The organism is Candidatus Pelagibacter sp. Uisw_130 (assembly GCF_047722505.1).
In the GTDB taxonomy this organism is placed as follows: Bacteria; Pseudomonadota; Alphaproteobacteria; order Pelagibacterales; family Pelagibacteraceae; genus Pelagibacter.
The window spans coordinates 23,480-42,864 of sequence record NZ_CP159814.1 but is presented as its reverse complement, the minus strand read 5'-3'; the positions used below and the strand labels follow the sequence as shown (position 1 = coordinate 42,864).

Annotated in this window: 14 protein-coding genes; 2 read left to right on the top strand and 12 right to left on the bottom strand. The window is 31.2% G+C overall.

Features of this window, described 5'->3' with window-relative positions; genetic code table 11:
• Positions 1-14 precede the first annotated feature (14 nt).
• Genes rplT through ABXT55_RS00170 form a run of 5 tightly spaced genes read right to left on the bottom strand, consistent with a single transcriptional unit; the run spans position 15 to position 4,250 of the window.
• Positions 15-371 carry a 50S ribosomal protein L20 gene (gene rplT, locus ABXT55_RS00190; RefSeq protein WP_415284755.1) on the bottom strand — a complete coding sequence of 119 codons (357 nt, stop codon included), beginning with the start codon at positions 369-371 and terminating at the stop codon, positions 15-17.
• 1 nt (position 372) lies between these two features.
• A complete protein-coding gene (rpmI, locus tag ABXT55_RS00185; protein ID WP_006997462.1) occupies positions 373-579 on the bottom strand; it encodes a 50S ribosomal protein L35 in 207 nt (68 codons plus the stop codon).
• A gap of 53 nt (positions 580-632) precedes the next feature.
• Complete coding sequence (infC, locus tag ABXT55_RS00180; RefSeq protein WP_415284754.1) at positions 633-1,178, bottom strand: translation initiation factor IF-3; 546 nt, start codon at positions 1,176-1,178, stop codon at positions 633-635.
• Entirely contained in the window at positions 1,179-3,095 is a 1,917-nt protein-coding gene (thrS, locus tag ABXT55_RS00175; protein ID WP_415284753.1) for a threonine--tRNA ligase, read from the bottom strand.
• Positions 3,096-4,250: a glycosyltransferase family 4 protein gene (locus ABXT55_RS00170; RefSeq protein ID WP_415284752.1), complete on the bottom strand. Its 1,155-nt coding sequence runs from the start codon at positions 4,248-4,250 to the stop codon at positions 3,096-3,098.
• A gap of 42 nt (positions 4,251-4,292) precedes the next feature.
• On the opposite strand from ABXT55_RS00170, the gene ABXT55_RS00165 reads away from it, so the two are divergent.
• Complete coding sequence (locus ABXT55_RS00165) at positions 4,293-5,048, top strand: alpha/beta hydrolase (RefSeq protein WP_415284751.1); 756 nt, start codon at positions 4,293-4,295, stop codon at positions 5,046-5,048.
• Here the strand turns inward: ABXT55_RS00165 and ABXT55_RS00160 are convergent.
• Genes ABXT55_RS00160 through ABXT55_RS00150 form a run of 3 tightly spaced genes read right to left on the bottom strand, consistent with a single transcriptional unit; the run spans position 5,019 to position 11,840 of the window.
• Positions 5,019-5,894: an NAD-dependent epimerase/dehydratase family protein gene (locus tag ABXT55_RS00160; protein ID WP_415284750.1), complete on the bottom strand. Its 876-nt coding sequence runs from the start codon at positions 5,892-5,894 to the stop codon at positions 5,019-5,021. The two genes, ABXT55_RS00165 and ABXT55_RS00160, sit on opposite strands and share 30 nt — an antisense overlap.
• 1 nt (position 5,895) lies before the next feature.
• Positions 5,896-10,401, bottom strand: a complete 4,506-nt coding sequence (gene gltB / locus ABXT55_RS00155; protein WP_415284749.1) for a glutamate synthase large subunit — start codon at positions 10,399-10,401, stop codon at positions 5,896-5,898.
• Complete coding sequence (locus tag ABXT55_RS00150; RefSeq protein ID WP_415284748.1) at positions 10,401-11,840, bottom strand: NAD(P)-dependent oxidoreductase; 1,440 nt, start codon at positions 11,838-11,840, stop codon at positions 10,401-10,403. The genes gltB and ABXT55_RS00150 overlap by 1 nt, the downstream gene beginning before the upstream one ends.
• A 184-nt stretch (positions 11,841-12,024) precedes the next feature.
• Here ABXT55_RS00150 and ABXT55_RS00145 point away from each other — a divergent pair, with 184 nt between their 5' ends.
• A complete protein-coding gene (locus tag ABXT55_RS00145; RefSeq protein ID WP_415284747.1) occupies positions 12,025-12,795 on the top strand; it encodes an undecaprenyl-diphosphate phosphatase in 771 nt (256 codons plus the stop codon).
• On the opposite strand, the gene ABXT55_RS00140 is transcribed toward ABXT55_RS00145, so the two are convergent.
• The 4 genes from ABXT55_RS00140 to ABXT55_RS00125 all read right to left on the bottom strand — a co-directional run bounded on the left by ABXT55_RS00140 (position 12,792) and on the right by ABXT55_RS00125 (position 19,327).
• Entirely contained in the window at positions 12,792-13,679 is an 888-nt protein-coding gene (locus tag ABXT55_RS00140; protein ID WP_415284746.1) for a DMT family transporter, read from the bottom strand. The two genes, ABXT55_RS00145 and ABXT55_RS00140, sit on opposite strands and share 4 nt — an antisense overlap.
• Before the next feature lie 6 nt (positions 13,680-13,685).
• A complete protein-coding gene (locus ABXT55_RS00135) occupies positions 13,686-14,969 on the bottom strand; it encodes a 2-oxo acid dehydrogenase subunit E2 (protein WP_415285467.1) in 1,284 nt (427 codons plus the stop codon).
• 1 nt (position 14,970) lies between these two features.
• Positions 14,971-18,009, bottom strand: coding sequence for a pyruvate dehydrogenase (acetyl-transferring), homodimeric type (gene aceE, locus ABXT55_RS00130; RefSeq protein WP_415284745.1), 3,039 nt, complete (start codon positions 18,007-18,009; stop codon positions 14,971-14,973).
• Between the two features lie 130 nt (positions 18,010-18,139).
• Positions 18,140-19,327 carry an acetyl-CoA C-acetyltransferase gene (locus ABXT55_RS00125; RefSeq protein ID WP_415284744.1) on the bottom strand — a complete coding sequence of 396 codons (1,188 nt, stop codon included), beginning with the start codon at positions 19,325-19,327 and terminating at the stop codon, positions 18,140-18,142.
• Between the last annotated feature and the right edge of the window lie 58 nt (positions 19,328-19,385).

Below are 19,385 nucleotides of genomic sequence, written 5' to 3'. Positions count from 1 at the left end.
AACAATAGTGAAGATTAATTTAGTGCCGATTGAGCTTTTTGAACGATCGTTTTAAAGGCTTCTGGGCTATCGTATGCTATTTCAGCTAGTATTTTTCTATCTAACTTAATTCCACATTTAGTTAAGCCATTAATAAATTTTGAATATGTTATTCCTTCAGATCTAACACCTGCATTAATCCTTTGTATCCATAAAGATTTAAATTCTCTTTTTTTAGTTCTACGGTCTCTGTAAGCATATTGCATGGCTTTTTCCATAGCTTGCTTTGCAACTCTTATAGTATTTTTTCTTCTGCCCCATTGACCTTTGACAGCTTTTAAAACTTTTTTATGTTTAGCGTGACTTGTTACGCCTCTTTTTACTCTAGCCATTTTATCCTCTTAAACTGTAAGGCATGTAAGATTTAACTATTTTGCCATCTTGTTTTGACATTGCAGTCGTGCCTCTTAATTTTCTAATTTGTGAATTTGTTCTTTTAATCATACCATGTCTCTTTCCAGCTTGAGCCATCATAACTTTACCAGTAGCTGAGATCTTAAATCTTTTCTTTGCTGAACTTTTAGTTTTTAATTTTGGCATAATTCTGCGGACTTATACAAATATTGGAATGGATTTACAACCTCTATTAAGCCTTATAAAGGCTGAATAACCATGATCATTTGTTTTCCATCAAACTTTGGGTGTAATTCGACTTTGCCAATATCTTGCATATCAGTTTTTATCTTATCCATTAATTCTCTACCTAAGTGTGAGTGTTGTAGCTCTCTTCCTTTGAATCGTATTGTAAATTTTACCTTGTCACCTTTTCCAATAAATTTTTTAGCATTTTTAACCTTAAAATCATAATCATGAGTCTCTGTAACTGGTCTCATTTTAATTTCTTTCAATAAAACAATTTTTTGTTTCTTTTTAGCAACATTTGCTTTTTTTTGAGCATCATATTTAAATTTACCCATATCAATAATTTTACATACAGGTGGTTTTGCGTTTGGAGCTATTTCAATTAAATCCAATCCTTGCTCTTTGGCCATTGATATGGCTTCATTAGTATTTAATATTCCTATGTTATCACCATCACTTCCAATAACCTGAACTTCTGGCGCAGTAATCCTATTATTGGACTTAGGTCCTCTGTCTTTAGTTCTTCTTTGAAAGTAATTTCCTTTAAAATCTGCCACTTAGTTTGAGGGTGCTTTATTTAAAGCTGAGAATTTTTTTAAAAATAAGTTTAATTCCATATTTTCTTGTTTGTTATTATCTAATCTTCTAATCGTTACTGAGTTACTGTCAACTTCTTTTTTACCGCAAATTAATAAAAGTGGTATTTTTGATAGTGAGTGCTCTCTAATTTTATAATTCAAATTATGGTTTTTTAAATCTACTTCAGAGTTCACACCAACATTATTAATTTTTTCATTTACTTCTTTTGCATAAGAATCAAACTCTTCTGAAATAGGAATCACAACTGCTTGCAAGGGTGCTATCCAAAATGGAAATTTACCTGCATAGTTTTCTATAAGAATTCCGATAAATCTTTCTAATGACCCAAACAAAGCTCTATGAAGCATTACTGGAATTTTTTTAGTTCCATCTTTATCAACAAAAGAAGCATCTAGCCTTCCTGGTAAATTAAGATCTACTTGTAAAGTTCCACATTGCCAATCTCTTCCAATAGCATCTCTTAAAACAAATTCAATTTTTGGACCATAGAATGCTCCCTCTCCTTTATTAATCGTGTATTCAAGGTTTGAGGCTTTAACTGCATCTAACAAAGCTTTCTCTGCTTTGTCCCAAACATTATCATTACCAACTCTTAAATCTGGTCTGTCTGAATATTTTAATATTACATTTTCAAACCCGAGATCTTTATAAATATCTAAAATCAAATTAGTAACAATCAAACACTCTGATGTAATTTGATCTTCTGTGCAAAAAATATGAGCATCATCTTGAGTAAATGCTCTAACTCTTAACAATCCATGTAGAGCACCTGAGGGTTCATACCTGTGCACTTTTCCAAATTCTGAAATTCTTAAAGGAAGATCTCTATAACTTTTTAAGCCTTGATTAAAAACTTGTACATGTCCAGGACAATTCATTGGTTTGATTGCAAATATCTTTTCATCAGGAGTTTGGGAGGTGTACATGTGCTCTCCATATTTTTCCCAGTGACCTGACTTTTCCCAAAGAGCTCTATCTAAAACTTCGGGAGTATTTACCTCTTTATAGCCAGCCCTTTCTTGTCTTCCCCTCATATAAGCAACTAATTTTTGAAATAGTTTCCAGCCTTTCTCATGCCAAAAGACTGATCCTGGACTTTCTTCTCTAAAATGAAATAAATCCATTTCCTTTCCAAGTTTTCGATGATCTCTTTTTTCTGCTTCCTCTATTCTTTTCAAATATTCATCCAAATCTTTTTGTGATGCCCAACTTGTTCCATAAATTCTTTGTAGCATTTCATTATTAGAGTCGCCTCTCCAATAAGCTCCTGATACTTTTGTTAATTTAAAGAATTTTCCAATTTTTCCTGTTGAAGATAGGTGTGGACCTCTACATAAATCGTGCCAATCTCCATGAAAGTAAATAGAGACATCTTCTCCTTGTGGAATGCTTTCAATAATTTCGGCTTTATATTTTTCGCCCATATCTTTAAAATGGGATATCGCCTTATCTCTATTCCACACCTCTCTTGTAGTTAGAACATCTCTATCAACAATTTCTTTCATCTTATTTTCAATTTTATTTAAATCATCCTCTGTGAAGGGTTCTTTTCTTGAGAAATCATAATAAAATCCATTTTCTATAATTGGACCAATTGTTACTTGTGTTCCTGGAAAGAGCTCTTGAACAGCCATTGCAGTTATGTGTGCTGTGTCGTGACGTATAGTTTCTAAGCCTTCTTTATCTTTAGAAGTAAAAATCTTAATAGAACAATCTTTATCTATAATATAGCTTAGATCTTTAAGCTCATTATTTACACTTATTACACTTGCTTGCTTAGATAAAGATTTGCTAATCTTCTCTGCAACCTCTAGTCCTGTTACTTTGTTTGGAAAATCTATAGTGTTTCCATCTGGCAATGTGATTAATGGCATTTAATTTAATAATTTTTTGTATTCTGAATATGTAGAAAAACACATTTTTTCAACATTAAATTTCTTAATTACATTTTTTCTACCTTCTATACCTATAGATTTCAATCTAGATTCATCAAATTGTAAGGCTTCCACTATTTTTTTACATAAAGACTCTGGATCACCAGATTTAAATAAAAAACCTGTTTGCTTATCAACTATTGTTTCGTTAGATCCTCCTATATCACTTGCTATTATTAGTTTTTCCATTGATTGAGCTTCTACTGCTACCCTTCCAAAAGCTTCGGGCTCTACTGAGGCCGAAACAACAATGTCTGATATTTTGTAGGCTACCGGCATATTTTTACAATGTTCTATAAATTTTAACTGACTAGTTAACCTATATTGCTCAGCTAATCTTTTAATTTTTTTTGTATAAATGTCTCTTCCTTGATCACTACCTAAAATAACTGCATTAAAAGAATCATATCCTAGTTCTTTATTAACAAGATTTAATGCTTCAATAAATGTCTCCTGTCCTTTCCAAGCAGTTAACCGACCTGGCATTAAGATCATTTTTTTAATCTTATCAATTTCCCAATCAGAAGTAAGTCTATTTTCTTCAGCATCCAAGGTTGTTGATGAGTCAAAATAATCAACATTAATACCTCTAAAAATAACTAAGAATTTTTTTTTTAAATCCAAATATTTTGGATAATTTTTATTAATATGTGAAAAAATAAAATTTGATCCTGCTATTATCAAATCTGATCTAACCATTACTGAATTATAAAATTTTTTAAGTGCATTTTTAAAATTATAAGTGCCATGAAAAGTTGTAACAAACTTTCTTCTTGTGATTTTTGTTGCAAACAAACAAGACCAGGCTGGAGCCCGGCTTCTTGCGTGAACAATAGATATATTATTTAGTAAAATAATAAAAATCAAAGCTATTGAATTAAAGAGCATTAAAAATGGATTTTTACTATGGACGGGAAGTTTTATTACTTTTACTTTTTTTCTATCAATAAATTTTAATAATTCTCCTCCGCTAGTTACGATATAAGAACTACAATTATTTTCTGGTAAATAGTGTGCAAGATCATAACAGCCTGTTTCTGCACCCCCATATCCAAGTTTAGGAATTACTTGCAATACTTTTAATTTTGAAGACATTTGATAGAACTATATATTAAGAATTAATTCTAATAAACTCATATGAATAAATTTAAATACATTAGGATCCTTAATAACAAGAAAATAAGATACTTAAGTAAAGAATATAAAGATAAACTCTATATTGTTTTTTTACATGGTTTTATGTCAAATATTGAAGGTGAAAAACCTCAGACTATGTTAAAGTTTGCTAAAAAAAATAAACTTGGCTTTCTTGCTCTCGAATATTCTGGTCATGGAAAGTCCTCAGGAAAATTTACCAAGGGAAATATTACTCAATGGTCAAAAGAAGTTGAAACAGTAATTAAAAAAATAGTTAAAAAAAATAAATTTATCTTAGTTGGCTCGAGTATGGGTACATGGCTCTCCTTAAATCAATTTAAATACTTTAAAGATCAAATTAAAGGTTTTTTAGGAATTGGTTCGGCTCCAGAGTTTTTACAAGACCTAATGTGGAAAAAGTTTACAAAAAAAATGAAGGACGAAACTATAAAGAAAGGAATTTGTAATTTAAAACATGGTAATTATGAGTATCCAATCACTTATCAATTAATAAAAGATGGTAGAAAAAATAAGATCTTAAATAAAAAAATTAAATCCAGCATCAATGTAACTATGATTCACGGAAGTAAAGATGAAGTTGTTCCAACAAGTTATTCCCGAAAGGTACTTAAGCTATTTACTGAAGCTAATAAAAAATTAGTAATAATAAATAATGGAGATCACAGTTTATCAAGCAAACAGGGTCTAAAAAGAATACTCTTAGAGCTAGATAAAATTATTTCTAATGTAGTTTAATCCTTCGATATAGCTTGGAAATTTTAAATTATAGTTAAAATAACTTTTCATCTTTTTGTTACTAACTTTCTTGGACTCATTATAAAAATTTTTTAACATCGCACTTTTAATTTGTTCAACTTCAATATTTTCAATATTTTCAATATTTAACATTTTTACTCCAAATAAAGTAACATCTTCGGATGTAGAGGGCTTATCATCGGATAGATTGTATATTTCTCCTGACTTAAATTTTGATAAAGATTTGAATAATATATTTGAAATATCATCCACATGAATTCTAGAAAAATAATGATTTTTTTTATTAATCAATTTCACTTCACCTGATTTTAATCGTATTAAAATATTTTTTTCATTAGAATAGATTCCAGATAACCTGAATATCTGAATTGGTATTTTGTTATTTTTTTCTAAAGAAACCCATGCATTTTCAGCTTTTAATCTTGCAATACCATTAGTTGAGATTGGGTTTGTTTTGCTATTTTCATTAACCCATTCTCCCTTATGATCACCATAAACACTAGTGGCTGATAAGTAGGTTATCCATTTTACTTTGGAGTTTCCTATAAATTTAGAAAAATTTTTTATAACTAAGTCTTCTTGATTTTCTGGTGGTATGGAAACTAAGATATGATCTGCCTCTTTTAATTTTACAACTAACTTTTGATCAAATTCATCACTATTAAATAGGTAGCTATTATATCTAATATTATTGAATATTTTTTTTGAAGATTCACTTCTAGAAGTTGCTGACAAGTTAATATTATATTGCTCAATATTAAGCTTCTTTATAAAATTTTTTGCTACTTGGCCAAAACCAAAACAAAAAATATTTATATCCTTCATTTTAACTAACTTCTTTTATAATAGATTTTAAACTTATTGGGTTTTTTAGCTTATCAATCATTTCTTTTGGACAAACTTGAATAAAATTAGAAATTTCTTTATCAAAATTTTCTATTATCTTTTTAGAAAAATCTGAATTTGTCTCCTTATGATGCTCTTGTACTAAATTTTTTAAATAAGCTATCCAATGATCTGTTTCGGGCCTTTGCCACACTATAGTCTCTGGGTTTGCTTTTTTGTCGAATTTCTTATTTATGTCGTAAATGAATGCCATACCACCTGTCATTCCAGCTCCAAAATTGTCTCCCACATCACCCAAAACTACAACTGTGCCACCAGTCATATATTCACAAGCATTAGAATCACAGCCTTCAATAACCGAAATTGATCCTGAATTTCTTACGGCATACCTTTCTCCAGCTTGACCTGCTGCAAAAAGTTTTCCAGACGTTGCTCCATACAAAACTGTATTTCCTATTATAGTATTCTCATGTGAAACTAAATTACTTTCATCTGGAAGTTTAACTACCACTGTTGCTCCTGACAAACCTTTACCAACATAATCATTAGCGTCACCCTTTAAAATAAGTTTTAAACCTTCGATTCCAAATGCTCCAAATGACTGCCCTGCTGATCCTTTAAATTTTAAAGATAAAAAGCCATCTTCTAATTTTTCAGATCCATATTTTTCATAAAGATGATTAGAAATTCTTGTACCAACCGTCCTATGAGTATTTTTGATAATATATTCTTTTTCAATAATTTTTACTTTTCCAATTTGTTCTTTAATTTCAGGTAAAATTTCTTGATCTAAAGTATCTGGAACAGAATTTATTTTTGGGACTGTACAGTACCTTGTATTCTCACCAGCATCTGTTTGCACAAATAAAGGATTTAGATCTAAATCGTCTAAGTTTGGTGAGGCTTTGCTTACCTGTCTTAATAAATCAGTTCTACCAATTATTTCATTCAATGATTTGAATCCTATTTGTGCTAAAATTTCTCTTACTTCCTCAGCTATGAATTTAAATAAGTTAACTACCTTTTCTGGTGTACCAGAAAATTTTTCTCTTAGTTTTTCATCTTGAGTACAAACTCCAACTGGACATGTGTTTGAGTGACACTGTCTAACCATTATACATCCCATGGCCACTAAAGCTGTAGTTGCTACTCCATATTCTTCTGCTCCCATCATTGCTGCAATAACAACATCTCTTCCTGTTTTAATTCCACCATCTGTTCTTAGGGTAATTTTATGTCTCAAATTATTTAAAGTTAAAACTTGATTAGCCTCAGTTAAACCCATCTCCCAAGGTATCCCAACATATTTAACGCTTGTTTGTGGGGTTGCTCCTGTTCCTCCATTATGTCCAGAAATTAAAATTATATCTGCTTTAGCTTTAGCTACACCAGCTGCAATTGTTCCTATACCAGATGATGCTACTAATTTTACACCAACTCTTGCTTTTGGATTTGCTTGTTTAAGATCATAAATTAATTGAGCTAGATCCTCGATAGAATAAATATCATGGTGCGGTGGTGGTGATATTAGGGTTACACCCGGTGTTGAATGTCTTAATTTAGCAATTTCTTCTGTGACTTTAAACCCTGGTAACTGGCCTCCCTCACCAGGTTTTGCCCCTTGTGCAATTTTAATCTCTATTTCGTTACAGTTATTTAGATATTTAAGTGTTACTCCAAATCTTGCTGAGGCTATTTGTTTAACTCTAGAATTGGCGCTGTCACCGTTTTTCATCTTAATAAATCTTTTTTCATCTTCACCTCCTTCACCACTACACGAGGCGCCTTTAATTCTATTCATTCCTATGGCTAAAGTTTCATGTGCTTCTTTCGATAATGCACCATGAGACATGCTTCCACTTCCAAATCTTGTTAAAATATTTTCAATTGGCTCTACTTCAGAAATATCTAATGATGGGTTTAAATTTCTATCTCTAAATCCAATCAAATCTCTAAGGTGTATAGGCGGAAGATTATAAATACCTTCAGCATATTTTTTATATGCTTCAAAAGAATTTGATGAAACTGCACTTTGTAAAAGATGAATAAGCTTACCTTGATATTGATGTGTTTCACCATTCTTTCTATACCTATAAATTCCACCGATTGGTAAAACTGTATCAGTTCCTTCAAATGCTTCTTTGTGAATAGTTCTTAGTTTTTTTTCTATTCCATTTAAACCTATGCCTGAAATTTTTGATAAAATTCCTGGAAAATACTCTGATGCTACTGTTCTGCTCAAACCAACTGTTTCAAAATTACATCCACCTCTATAAGAACTTATGACCGAAATTCCCATTTTTGACATTATTTTCAGAAGCCCATAATTTACTGATTGTATATATCTCTCTATGCATTCATCGTACCCAAACTTTCCAAATAATTTTTTTTCAAATCTTTGATATAAACTATCCATTGCTAAATACGGATTAACAGTAGTAGCCCCAACACCTATAAGTGTTGCAAATGAATGTGTGTCTAATGCTTCCCCAGTTTGAGCATTGATTGATGCATAACCTCTTAATTTTTTTTTTATAAGATAGGTATTTATTGCACCAACACTTAATAGCATTGGTATGGGTAATCTTTTTTCAGAAATATTTTTATCACTTAAGATTAATTGAGTAAGGCCTTGTCTAACTGCAATTTCAGATTTTTTTCTAATTCTCTCAATAGAGGTTTCAAGATTTTCACTTTTATCAAAAGTACAATCAATTATTATTGATTTTTCACCAAAAAAATTAGTAAATTTTTCTAATTGAGAATTTGATAATATTGGGCTGTCTAAAACATATATGTTTTCTTCTGTTAAGTTAGTAAAATCTAAAATATTTCCAAGATTACCAAAACGAGTTTTTAAACTCATAACTTTATTTTCTCTTAAAGAATCAATTGGTGGATTTGTAACTTGACTAAAATTTTGTCTAAAAAAATGGTAAAGCGGTCTATAACGGTCCGACAATACTGCAAGTGGAGTGTCATCACCCATAGAACCAATGGCCTCTTTTGCGTCTTCTGCCATAGGGTGAAGAATAAGCTCTAAATCCTCTAAACTGTAACCAAATGTATGTTGTCTTTTTTTTAACTCATCACCTGAAAAAGTAGATTTTTCATTTTTTATTGGAAATTTTTTTTCTAAATCAATTATCTGATTGTTAAAATGTTTAAACTCTTTTGCTAAATAATCTTTTATTTCAATATTAGAAAATACTTTACCTTTAGCTATTCTAACTCCAAGAATTTCCCCAGGTCCCAATCTGCCTTTTTTAAGAATTTGTTTCTCGTCAATTTCAACCATTCCCGTTTCTGATCCTGCACACAATATTTTATCTTTTGAAATAGTATATCTCATTGGGCGTAACCCATTTCTATCAGCAGCTACTATAGCCCATTCATTATCAGTAGCTGCAATAGCAGCTGGTCCATCCCATGGCTCCATTGTACTGTTTAAAAAATTAAATAGTTGTTGATGATCTTTTGATAATGTTTGACTTTTTTTAGACCATGCATCTGGAATCAACATTAGCTTTGCAAGAGGTGCTGATTGGCCAGAAATATTTAAAAGTTCAAAAACACTATCCAGTGCAGCAGAGTCAGAGGATCCTGGTTGTATGACTGGTTTTAAATTTTCCATATTATCAAATAAAGGGCTATCCATTTCTTGCTCATGGACTTTCATCCAGTTTGTGTTTCCTTTATATGTGTTTATTTCTCCATTATGAGCTAATGCTCTAAAAGGTTGTGCCAGATCCCAGCTTGGTGCTGTGTTTGTTGAAAACCTTTGATGAAATATTGCAAACCGAGATATAAACCTCTCATCTTTTAAATCTAAATAAAAATCTGCAATAGACTCTGCTAAAAACATTCCTTTATAAATAACTGACTTGGAACTTAGTGAACAAATGTAAAAACCTTCTAACGCATCTTTAATAGCTTCTTTTTCAATTTTTCTTCTAGATTCATAAATTTTTCTTTCTAACTCTTTTTCTGTTAAATCCTTATTATTATGTTTAAATAGTACTTGGGTGATTTCTGGTCTTGTAAGATTTGCTTTTTCACCTAAAACTTGTGGATTTACTGGTACCTGTCTCCATCCATAAATACTAAAATTACTTTTTGTTAATTCACTTTCAACTAAAGTCCTTGCACTTTCTTGTGCTTGATAATTATTCCTTGGCAAAAAAATCATACCCACACAAATTTCTGAACCATCATGGTCATGACCTGTAAGCTCTATTTTTTCAGCGAAAAAATCTGAAGGAATTTCTAAGTGGATTCCAGCTCCATCACCTGTTTTTCCATCAGCATCAACGGCTCCTCTATGCCAAACTGCTTTTAAGGCATTAATTCCATATTCAACTACTTTCCTTGATTTTTTACCCTCTGTTGAAGCAATTAACCCTACTCCACAGGCGTCATGCTCCATTTCTTTTGAATAAACATGACCATCTTCAAGAATTTTAAGATTCTTTTTATAATTCTTCATTAAGCAACCTTCGCTTTACTAAGTTCTTTACTTTCTAAAAAATTTTTTATCGATATTGCTACGTCTCTTCCATCTTTTATAGCCCAGACAACTAAAGATGCGCCTCTGATAATGTCCCCTGCTGCAAAGACACCTGGTAAATTTGTCTCCATTGTATCAAAATTAGTTTTTAATGTTCCCCATTTAGTTACTTGCAGATCCTCAGAACCAAATAATTTTGGTAAATTTTCTGGATCAAAGCCAAGAGCCTTAATTACTATGTCTGCTTTGATATTAAAGTGAGAATCATTCTGAATTTCTGGTTTACGTCTGCCACTGTCATCAGGTTCACCAAGTTTAATTTTATCCACCATCAAACCTTCAACTTTATTTGTTCCTATAAATTCTTTAGGACTAGATAACCATACAAATTCTACCCCTTCTTCCTCTGCATTAGCTACCTCTCTAGCAGATCCAGGCATATTTTCTTTGTCTCTTCTGTACAGACACTTAACTGATTTTGCTTTTTGTCTGATTGAGGTTCTAACACAGTCCATTGCCGTATCACCTCCCCCAATTACAACAATATTTTTTCCTTCAGCATTTAAAGTTCCATTATCAAATAACTCTACTTTATCCCCTAATCCTTTTTTATTTGAAGCTGTTAAAAATTCCATAGCTGGAAAAATATTTCCTAAATCTTTTCCTGGTAAATCTATTTCTCGAGCTTTGTAAACTCCAGTTGCAATTAAAAGAGCATCATGTTTTTTTCTTAACTGTTCTAATGTAGCATCTTTTCCAACTTCAAAATTTTGGACAAATTTAATTCCACCCTCTTCTAGTAATTTAGTTCTTCTTTCTACAACAAATTTTTCCAACTTAAAATTTGGGATCCCATAAATCATTAAACCACCAGCTCTATCATATCGATCGTATACAGTAATTTGATACCCTAACTTACGTAACTGTTCTGCAGCAGCCAGTCCTGCTGGACCTGCTCCTATAATTCCAATACTTTGACTCTTTTCATTTTTAACTTTTATAGGATTTACCCAGCCTTGTTCCCATGCATTATCAGTAATATATTTCTCAACCGAACCTATAGTTACTGTTCCATGTCCCGATTGTTCAATTACACAATTTCCTTCACATAATCTATCTTGTGGACATATTCTTCCGCACACCTCTGGCATGTTGTTAGTGCTTTGGGATAATTCATATGCCTCTTTTAATCTTCCTTCTGCAGTTAATTTTAACCAATCTGGAATATTGTTACTTAATGGACAATGTACCTGACAAAAAGGAACTCCACATTGTGAGCATCTGCTAGATTGTTCGCCTGCCTTTTCGTTAATAAACTCTTTATAAATTTCGTTAAAATCCTCTTTTCTGTTGCCAACTTCTCTTTTAGGTGGAGTTTGTTGACCTATTTTAACAAATTTAAGCATTTTTTCTGACATATATACCCTTTAATAAACTGAGCATATAATAAGGTTTTGTTTAATTAAAGACAAACAAGGTCAATATATATGACCTTAAATTTACAATAAACGCTGTTAATTTTTCTTGTTTTGATTTTTGCATATCTGATATGCTCAAATGGAATTGTTTAAATTATATAATATTTAAGTTACGAAGCTTTAAATGTTTTCAAATATTATTGAAATTATAATCCTATCAATAGTTCAGGGCATATCAGAATTTTTGCCGATCAGCTCATCAGCTCATTTAAACATTGTTGAGATAATTTTTAAGTTTAATTCTAACTCATTAATGATTGACGTTAGTCTCCATCTTGGCTCTTTACTAGCAATAATCTTTTATTTTAGAAGAGAGCTACTAGACCTTAGAAATAATCAGAAATTATTATCTTTATTAATTATTGGCTCTATACCAATTGTAATAGCTGGGTACATAATCAGCTCCACGGGTTTAGTTAGTCTATTAGAAAATAATTTAAAGGTAATTGCTTGGATGACATTAATTTTTGGAATTATTTTATATCTTGCAGACAAAAGTAAATTTGATAAAAAAATATCCTCCAACCTAAATTTTAAAACAATACTATATATCGGTTTGTTTCAAATACTTGCTTTAATACCAGGTGTGAGTAGGGCAGGAATTACAATAACAGCTGCAAGGCTTTTTAGATTTAATAGATTTGATTCAAGTAAAATTTCTTTTTTACTAGCTATACCTGCAATAGCTGGAGCAAGTGTACTACAATTAAAAAATGCTATTGGCCAAAACTTTGAATTTAACTACCTTATACTAATATCAATTACTCTTTCTTTTTTATTTTCTTATTTTACAGTTAAGTTTTTTCTAGACTACATAAACAAATTTTCTTTAAATGTTTTTGTAATTTATAGAATTATTATTTCAATAATTTTATTTATAATAATATATAATTAATTTTTTTTTAATATTGGTGCTAATTGTGAAAATAAAACACCAAATAAAATAAATAAACATCCAAATAGATTATTTATATCTAAAATTTGATCTAATAAAATCCAAGCAGCAATTGTTGCAAAAACACCCTCTAAAGAAAAAATTATTGCTGATGGAGCAGGGGATATATTTTTTTGTGCATATATTTGCAAAACAAATGCAAGGCCTCCAGATAAAACTCCAGCATATAAGATTTGAAATTTTTCTTTAAGAATATTAGACCAAATAAAGTCTTCAAAAATTAACCCTATAATTAATGATAAAGAGGCGACAATTAAAGTTTGAATTGCGCCAATTGTTAATGGAAGATTGTAGTTTTCTATAATTTTACCAGTAAAGATAATGTGTGTACTCCAGAAAAATGCACCCATTATTATAAGTGCATCACCAGTTCTAACCGTTGCACTGTAAAAATTAGTTAGTAAATAACCTCCCATCACACAAAGAAGAACTGAAGGCCAAATACTCCAGTGAATTGGCTTTTTATACATAAAAAAAATTATAAACGGGACCATTGGAACGTAAAAAATAGTAAAGAATGCTGCATTAGCAACATCTGTATAGAGTAAAGCTACTTGTTGAAGTGCTGATCCCAAGAATAAAGATAGGCCTATTAAAAGAGCTAAGTTGGTAAATTCTTTTTGATTTCTTTGGATTGATTTTGAGATATTTTTTCTTTCAAAAATAAAAGCTAAAGGGGCTACCACTAAAAAGCCCACAAAAAACCTTACCGCATTAAAAGTGAAAGGACCAATGTCGTCCATACCCGTATCTTGAGCAATAAAGGTTGTTCCCCATATAAATGTACAAAGTAATGCACAAAATAATGATGAGGTTTTTGACATTAAAATCTATACAGCTAATTTATAAGCAAAATTTTTGCCTAAATTTTCTTTTAGATCATTATTAAATCTAGCCGCTTCAGCTCCATCAATTATTCTATGATCATATGACAATGAAAGCGGCAACATTGTTCTTGTTTCAAATTTTCCATTGATAAAAATCTGTTTTTTTTGTGCTTTACCTACTCCTAGTATAGCAACTTCAGGATAATTTATTATTGGTGTAAAAAATGAACCTCCAATTCCCCCAAGACTTGTAATAGTCATAGATCCTCCAAAGAATTCCTTCTTGTCTATTTTTAAATTTCTACATTGATCACTTACTGTTTTCAATTCATTGCTAATATATGAGATGCTTTTATTGTCAGCATTTCTAATTTTTGGCACCATCAAACCATGTGGTGTGTCGACTGCAATTCCAACATGAAAATAATTTTTCATTGTTATTTTTCCATTTTCAATATCATCTATTGATGAGTTGAAACTAGGAAACTTTTTTAAAGATGCAACTAAAGCTTTAACAATAAAAGCTAAGGGAGTAATTTTTTTTCTCTCACCTGTGTACATATCAGTAAGTGAAGTTCTAAAATCTTCCATTTCCGTTATATCTGCTTCATCATGATTTGTTACATGAGGTATTGTAGTCCAAGAATTAACTAAATACGTAGAGGCTAATTTTTTAACCCTAGGCATATCTTTAACTTCAATTTCTCCAAAATCAGAATGGGAAAATTCACTAATAATTTTTTTAGGTTGAGCTTCAGTCTTATCTGAGGTTTTATTAATTTTAGAGGATATAAAATTTTTCACATCATCTTCTACAATTCTTCCTTGTCTTTCACTGCCAACTATTTCGTTAATATTAACCCCGAGCTCTCGAGCAAATTTACGTACTTTTGGACTTGCAGATGAAGCTTCTGAATTATCCTTTTTTATTAAATTTTGTGTTTGTATAACTTTTTCAATTTTTTCTTTTTGATTTTGATTTTGATTTTGATTTGCAACAGGCTCTGCTTCTTTAATAGTTTTTTGCTCTATGCTCTTTTCTTCTTCTCCAGATTGCCCTACGGTTAATATTAAATCACCCTCTGAAACCCTATCTCCTACTTTAATTTTAACAGACTTAACCTTTCCGTCAAAAGAAGCTGGTATTTCAACACTAGATTTATCACTCTCAATTGTAATAAGTGGATCATTTTTAGATACTGACTGACCATTTGAAACTAATACTTCAATTACCTCAACGTCTTTAAATTCGCCAATATTTGGTACTTTAATCTCTTTATCTGACATCTTATAGTTTTGTTGGCATTGGTTTGCTGCCATCAATATTATACTTCTTTATGGCTTCTTTAGCATATTTTGAGGCTATTAGTTGCTCTTTTGCTAGTACGCTAAGTCCATAAGCAACAATATGCTCTTTATCAACTTCAAAAAAATTTCTAAGGTTTTTTCTAGTGTCACTTCTTCCATAACCATCTGTACCTAAAGAATAAAAACTTTTATTAGTATAAGGTCTGATTTGATCAGAATTCATTCTCATATAATCTGAAGCTGCCAAGATTGGTCCTTCAGTTTTTCCTAAACACTGCTCTACAAATGAAACTTTTTGTTCTTTATCAGGATTTAAAAGATTATATCTCTCAACTTCCATACCATCTTTTCTCAACTCGTTAAAACTAGTGACACTCCAGATTTCACTATCTATCTGATATTCATTTTGAAGGATTTCTGCTGCAGCCATCATTTCTCTCAATATTGTACCTGAACCTAAAAGTTGAATTTTAGTTTTTTTATATTTATTGAGCTCTTTAATTTTATACATTCCTTTAAGAATTCCTTCTTCACAATTCTTGTCTTTTGGTATGCTTGGATGTGAATAATTTTCATTCATGGTTGTGATATAATAAAAAATATTCTCATTTTTTTCATGCATTCTTCTCAAGCCTTCTCTAAAAATAACAGCTAGCTCGTAATGAAAAGTTGGGTCATATGTTACACAATTTGGTATTGTTGAGGCTATCAGGTGACTGTGTCCATCCTGATGTTGTAGTCCTTCACCAGCTAAAGTAGTTCTTCCAGCTGTTGCTCCAATCAAAAATCCTCTAGCTTGGCTATCTCCACCTGCCCATGCAAGATCACCTATTCTTTGAAAACCAAACATAGAATAAAAAATATAAATTGGTATCATTTCAATATCATGATTAGTGTAGGAAGTCGCAGCAGCAATCCATGACGACATTGCTCCAGCTTCATTAATTCCTTCTTCTAGAACCTGTCCAGTTTTCTCTTCTCTGTAAGAACTTAACTGAGCAGAATCTTCTGGTTCATACTTTTGACCTTCGTGTGCATATATTCCTATTTTTTGAAAAAATCCTTCCATACCAAAAGTTCTTGCTTCATCAGGAATAATTGGAACTAATCTGGGTGAAATATTTTTGTCTCTTAATAAATTTGTAAACATTCTAACTAATGCCATGGTTGTAGACATTTCTTTTTCACCCGTTGATACTTTCATAAAATCAAAAATATCTTTTGCTGGTGCTTTAATAGGTTTTGAATATGTTGTTCTTTCAGGTAAGAAACCACCAAGTCTCATTCTCTTTTCTTTAATATACTTAATCTCTAATGATTTTTCATCAGGCTTGAAATACTCAACATTTTTTACTTGCTCATCTGTTAATGGGACATCAAAACGATCTCTATAATATAGCAAATCATCTACATCTAATTTTTTAGTTTGATGAGTAGTGTTAACACTTTCACCTGTTTTTCCCATACCATAACCCTTAATTGTTTTAGCGATTATAACCGTTGGGCTGCCTTGGTTTTTTGATGCCCGGTCGTATGCTGCGTAAACTTTATGAGGATCATGACCGCCTCTATTTAATCTCCAAATATCTTTATCTGATAAACTAGAAACTAGCTCTTGAGTCTCTGGGTATTTCCCAAAAAATTTTTCTCTAACATAAGCTCCATCTCTAGCTTTCATTGCTTGGTATTCACCATCAACAGTTTCATTCATAGTTTTAACTAGGTGACCTGTTTTATCATTAGCAATCAATGAATCCCAGTAAGAACCCCAAATTACCTTAATTACATTCCAACCAGCTCCTCTAAAACTTCCTTCTAGCTCTTGAATGATTTTTCCATTACCTCTGACAGGTCCATCTAATCTTTGAAGATTGCAGTTTACAACAAATATTAAGTTATCTAGTTTTTCCCTAGCTGCTAATCCTATTGCACCTAAAGATTCGGGTTCATCCATTTCTCCATCACCAAGAAATGCCCAAACTTTTCTACCTTCATCTTTAATTAATCCTCTGTTAATTAAATATTTCATGTATCTCGCCTGATAAATTGCAAGCATAGGCCCTAGTCCCATTGATACAGTTGGAAACTGCCAAAACTTTGGCATCAACCAAGGATGTGGATATGAAGAAAGTCCACCTGGTTTTACTTCTTGTCTAAAACTATCTAATTGTTTTTCATTTAATCTACCTTCTAGAAATGCTCTAGCATAGACGCCTGGTGCACTATGACCTTGAAAATAAACTAAATCACCACCAAATTTATTATTCTTAGCTCTCCAAAAATGATTCATTCCTACATCATAAAGTGTTGCTGCTGATGCAAATGTACCTATATGGCCACCTAATTCAGGAAATTTTTTATTTGCTCTAACAACCATGGCTGCTGCATTCCATCTAATTAAAGATCTAATTCTTCTTTCAATATTCTGATCTCCATTAGACTTAACTTCTGCCTCTGGTGGGATTGTATTAATGTAAGGAGTATGCTGTGTATAAGGAATATTTGCACCTTCTCGATATGCTTTGTTAATTAATTCTTTTATTAAAAAATGAGCTCTTTGATTTCCATCTTTTTCAACAACTGCAGATAAAGACTCTAACCAATCTTGAGTTTCTAATGGATCAATATCATTGTCATTTATAACCTGAATTATTGTTTGTTTTTTTTCAGCGACTGGGCTTTGTTCAGTGGTCGCTTCTTTTTTTTCATTTTTTAAAACTGATTCTGCTTGTTTAATAATACTTTCTGTATCTTTAGGAATTGGCTTTTCTGAAGGGCTTTCTTTTGAAGACTCAACACTTAACAATAAATCCCCTTTAGAAACTTTATCACCCACTTTAATATTTACAGCTTCTACCTTACCAGTGACTGTTGATGGAATTTCAACACTAGATTTATCACTCTCAATAGTAACAATAGGATCATCTAAGTTTATTTTATCTCCAACTTTTACTAAAAGTTCAATAACCTCAACTTTTTCAAATTCACCAATATCTGGGACAAGTAATTTTTTACTCATTATTTAAATCGATTTATACACCTAAAAAAAACTATATCTCATGTTATTTTAGCACAATAATAAGTTTTTTTATGCAAACCTGTATTTTTATTGAACAAAAAACTTTAAAAATTAACAAATAAATAAGAAATTAATTTCTTTCAATGCACATGGCTATACCCATTCCACCACCAATGCAGAGAGTAGCGCAACCTTTGTTTTTATTTTGTTTTATCATTTCATGAATTAGGGTTACTAAAATTCTGGTTCCGGAAGCTCCAATTGGATGTCCTAATGCAATTGCTCCACCATTAACATTCACAATCTCTTTAGGAATTTTAAGATCTCTAATCACAGCAATACTTTGAGCTGCAAATGCTTCATTAACTTCAAATAAATCAATATCTTCAATTTTCCATCCTGCTTTTTCTAAAGCTATATTAACAGCCATAATTGGACCTAGTCCCATCAATGAAGGTTCAACACCACAAGTTGCCCAGGAGACCACTTTTGCTAAAGGCTCTATACCTCTAAGTTCCGCCTCTTCTCTAGACATTAAAATAGTTGCTGCTGCACCATCATTTATTCCTGATGAATTACCCGCCGTAACTGTTCCATTTTCTTTAAAAACAGTTTTTAATTTTTTTAAATCCTCTAAGTTTAAATTACTTCTTGGATGTTCATCTTTTTCAAAAATAAAATTTTTATCATCTATATTAATATTTAATTTAATTAACTCGTTTTTGAATTTTTCATTACTTATGGCATCTTGTGTTTTTTTTTGAGAATTGAAGGCAAACATATCTTGTTCATCTCTGGAAATTTGATACTTTTCTGCTACATTTTCTGCCGTAACACCCATGTGATAATTATTAAATGAGTCTATCAATCCATCATTGACCATTGTATCAACTAATTTATTTTCATCTAATTTTTTATCTTCTCGATAAAATATTGTATGTGGTGCTCTAGACATATTTTCTTGTCCTCCAGCGACTATAATTTTATTTTCACCTAGTTTAATAGATTGATAGCCTGAAATTACAGATCTTAATCCAGATCCACATACTTGATTAATTATATGTGCAGGTTTTGAAACTGGAATTCCAGCATGAATAGAAGCTTGTCTTGCTGGGTTTTGCCCTAATCCAGAAGTGAGAACGTGTCCCATAATCACCTCATCAATATCATCTGATTTTAATTTTGATTTATAAATAGCTTCTTTAATAGCTAGTGCACCTAGTTTATCAGCACTAAGGCCTTTTAAAGATCCTTTATATGTGCCTATAGGTGTTCTTAATGCAGCTGTAATAACCACATCATTTGATTTTTTGCTCATTGATAGTACAGCATAATATTTTATAACTTAAATTACATCAAAAACTTTGATATGTTGG

Bases quoted from the DNA above. Each gene is read 5' to 3' on its own strand.
- rplT (WP_415284755.1), bottom strand. From the start codon at position 371: ATGGCTAGAGTAAAAAGAGGCGTAACAAGTCACGCTAAACATAAAAAA.
- rpmI (WP_006997462.1), bottom strand. From the start codon at position 579: ATGCCAAAATTAAAAACTAAAAGTTCAGCAAAGAAAAGATTTAAGATC.
- thrS (WP_415284753.1), bottom strand. From the start codon at position 3,095: ATGCCATTAATCACATTGCCAGATGGAAACACTATAGATTTTCCAAAC.
- ABXT55_RS00170 (WP_415284752.1), bottom strand. From the start codon at position 4,250: ATGTCTTCAAAATTAAAAGTATTGCAAGTAATTCCTAAACTTGGATAT.
- ABXT55_RS00165 (WP_415284751.1), top strand. From the start codon at position 4,293: ATGAATAAATTTAAATACATTAGGATCCTTAATAACAAGAAAATAAGA.
- ABXT55_RS00160 (WP_415284750.1), bottom strand. From the start codon at position 5,894: ATGAAGGATATAAATATTTTTTGTTTTGGTTTTGGCCAAGTAGCAAAA.
- gltB (WP_415284749.1), bottom strand. From the start codon at position 10,401: ATGAAGAATTATAAAAAGAATCTTAAAATTCTTGAAGATGGTCATGTT.
- ABXT55_RS00150 (WP_415284748.1), bottom strand. From the start codon at position 11,840: ATGTCAGAAAAAATGCTTAAATTTGTTAAAATAGGTCAACAAACTCCA.
- ABXT55_RS00145 (WP_415284747.1), top strand. From the start codon at position 12,025: ATGTTTTCAAATATTATTGAAATTATAATCCTATCAATAGTTCAGGGC.
- ABXT55_RS00140 (WP_415284746.1), bottom strand. From the start codon at position 13,679: ATGTCAAAAACCTCATCATTATTTTGTGCATTACTTTGTACATTTATA.
- ABXT55_RS00135 (WP_415285467.1), bottom strand. From the start codon at position 14,969: ATGTCAGATAAAGAGATTAAAGTACCAAATATTGGCGAATTTAAAGAC.
- aceE (WP_415284745.1), bottom strand. From the start codon at position 18,009: ATGAGTAAAAAATTACTTGTCCCAGATATTGGTGAATTTGAAAAAGTT.
- ABXT55_RS00125 (WP_415284744.1), bottom strand. From the start codon at position 19,327: ATGAGCAAAAAATCAAATGATGTGGTTATTACAGCTGCATTAAGAACA.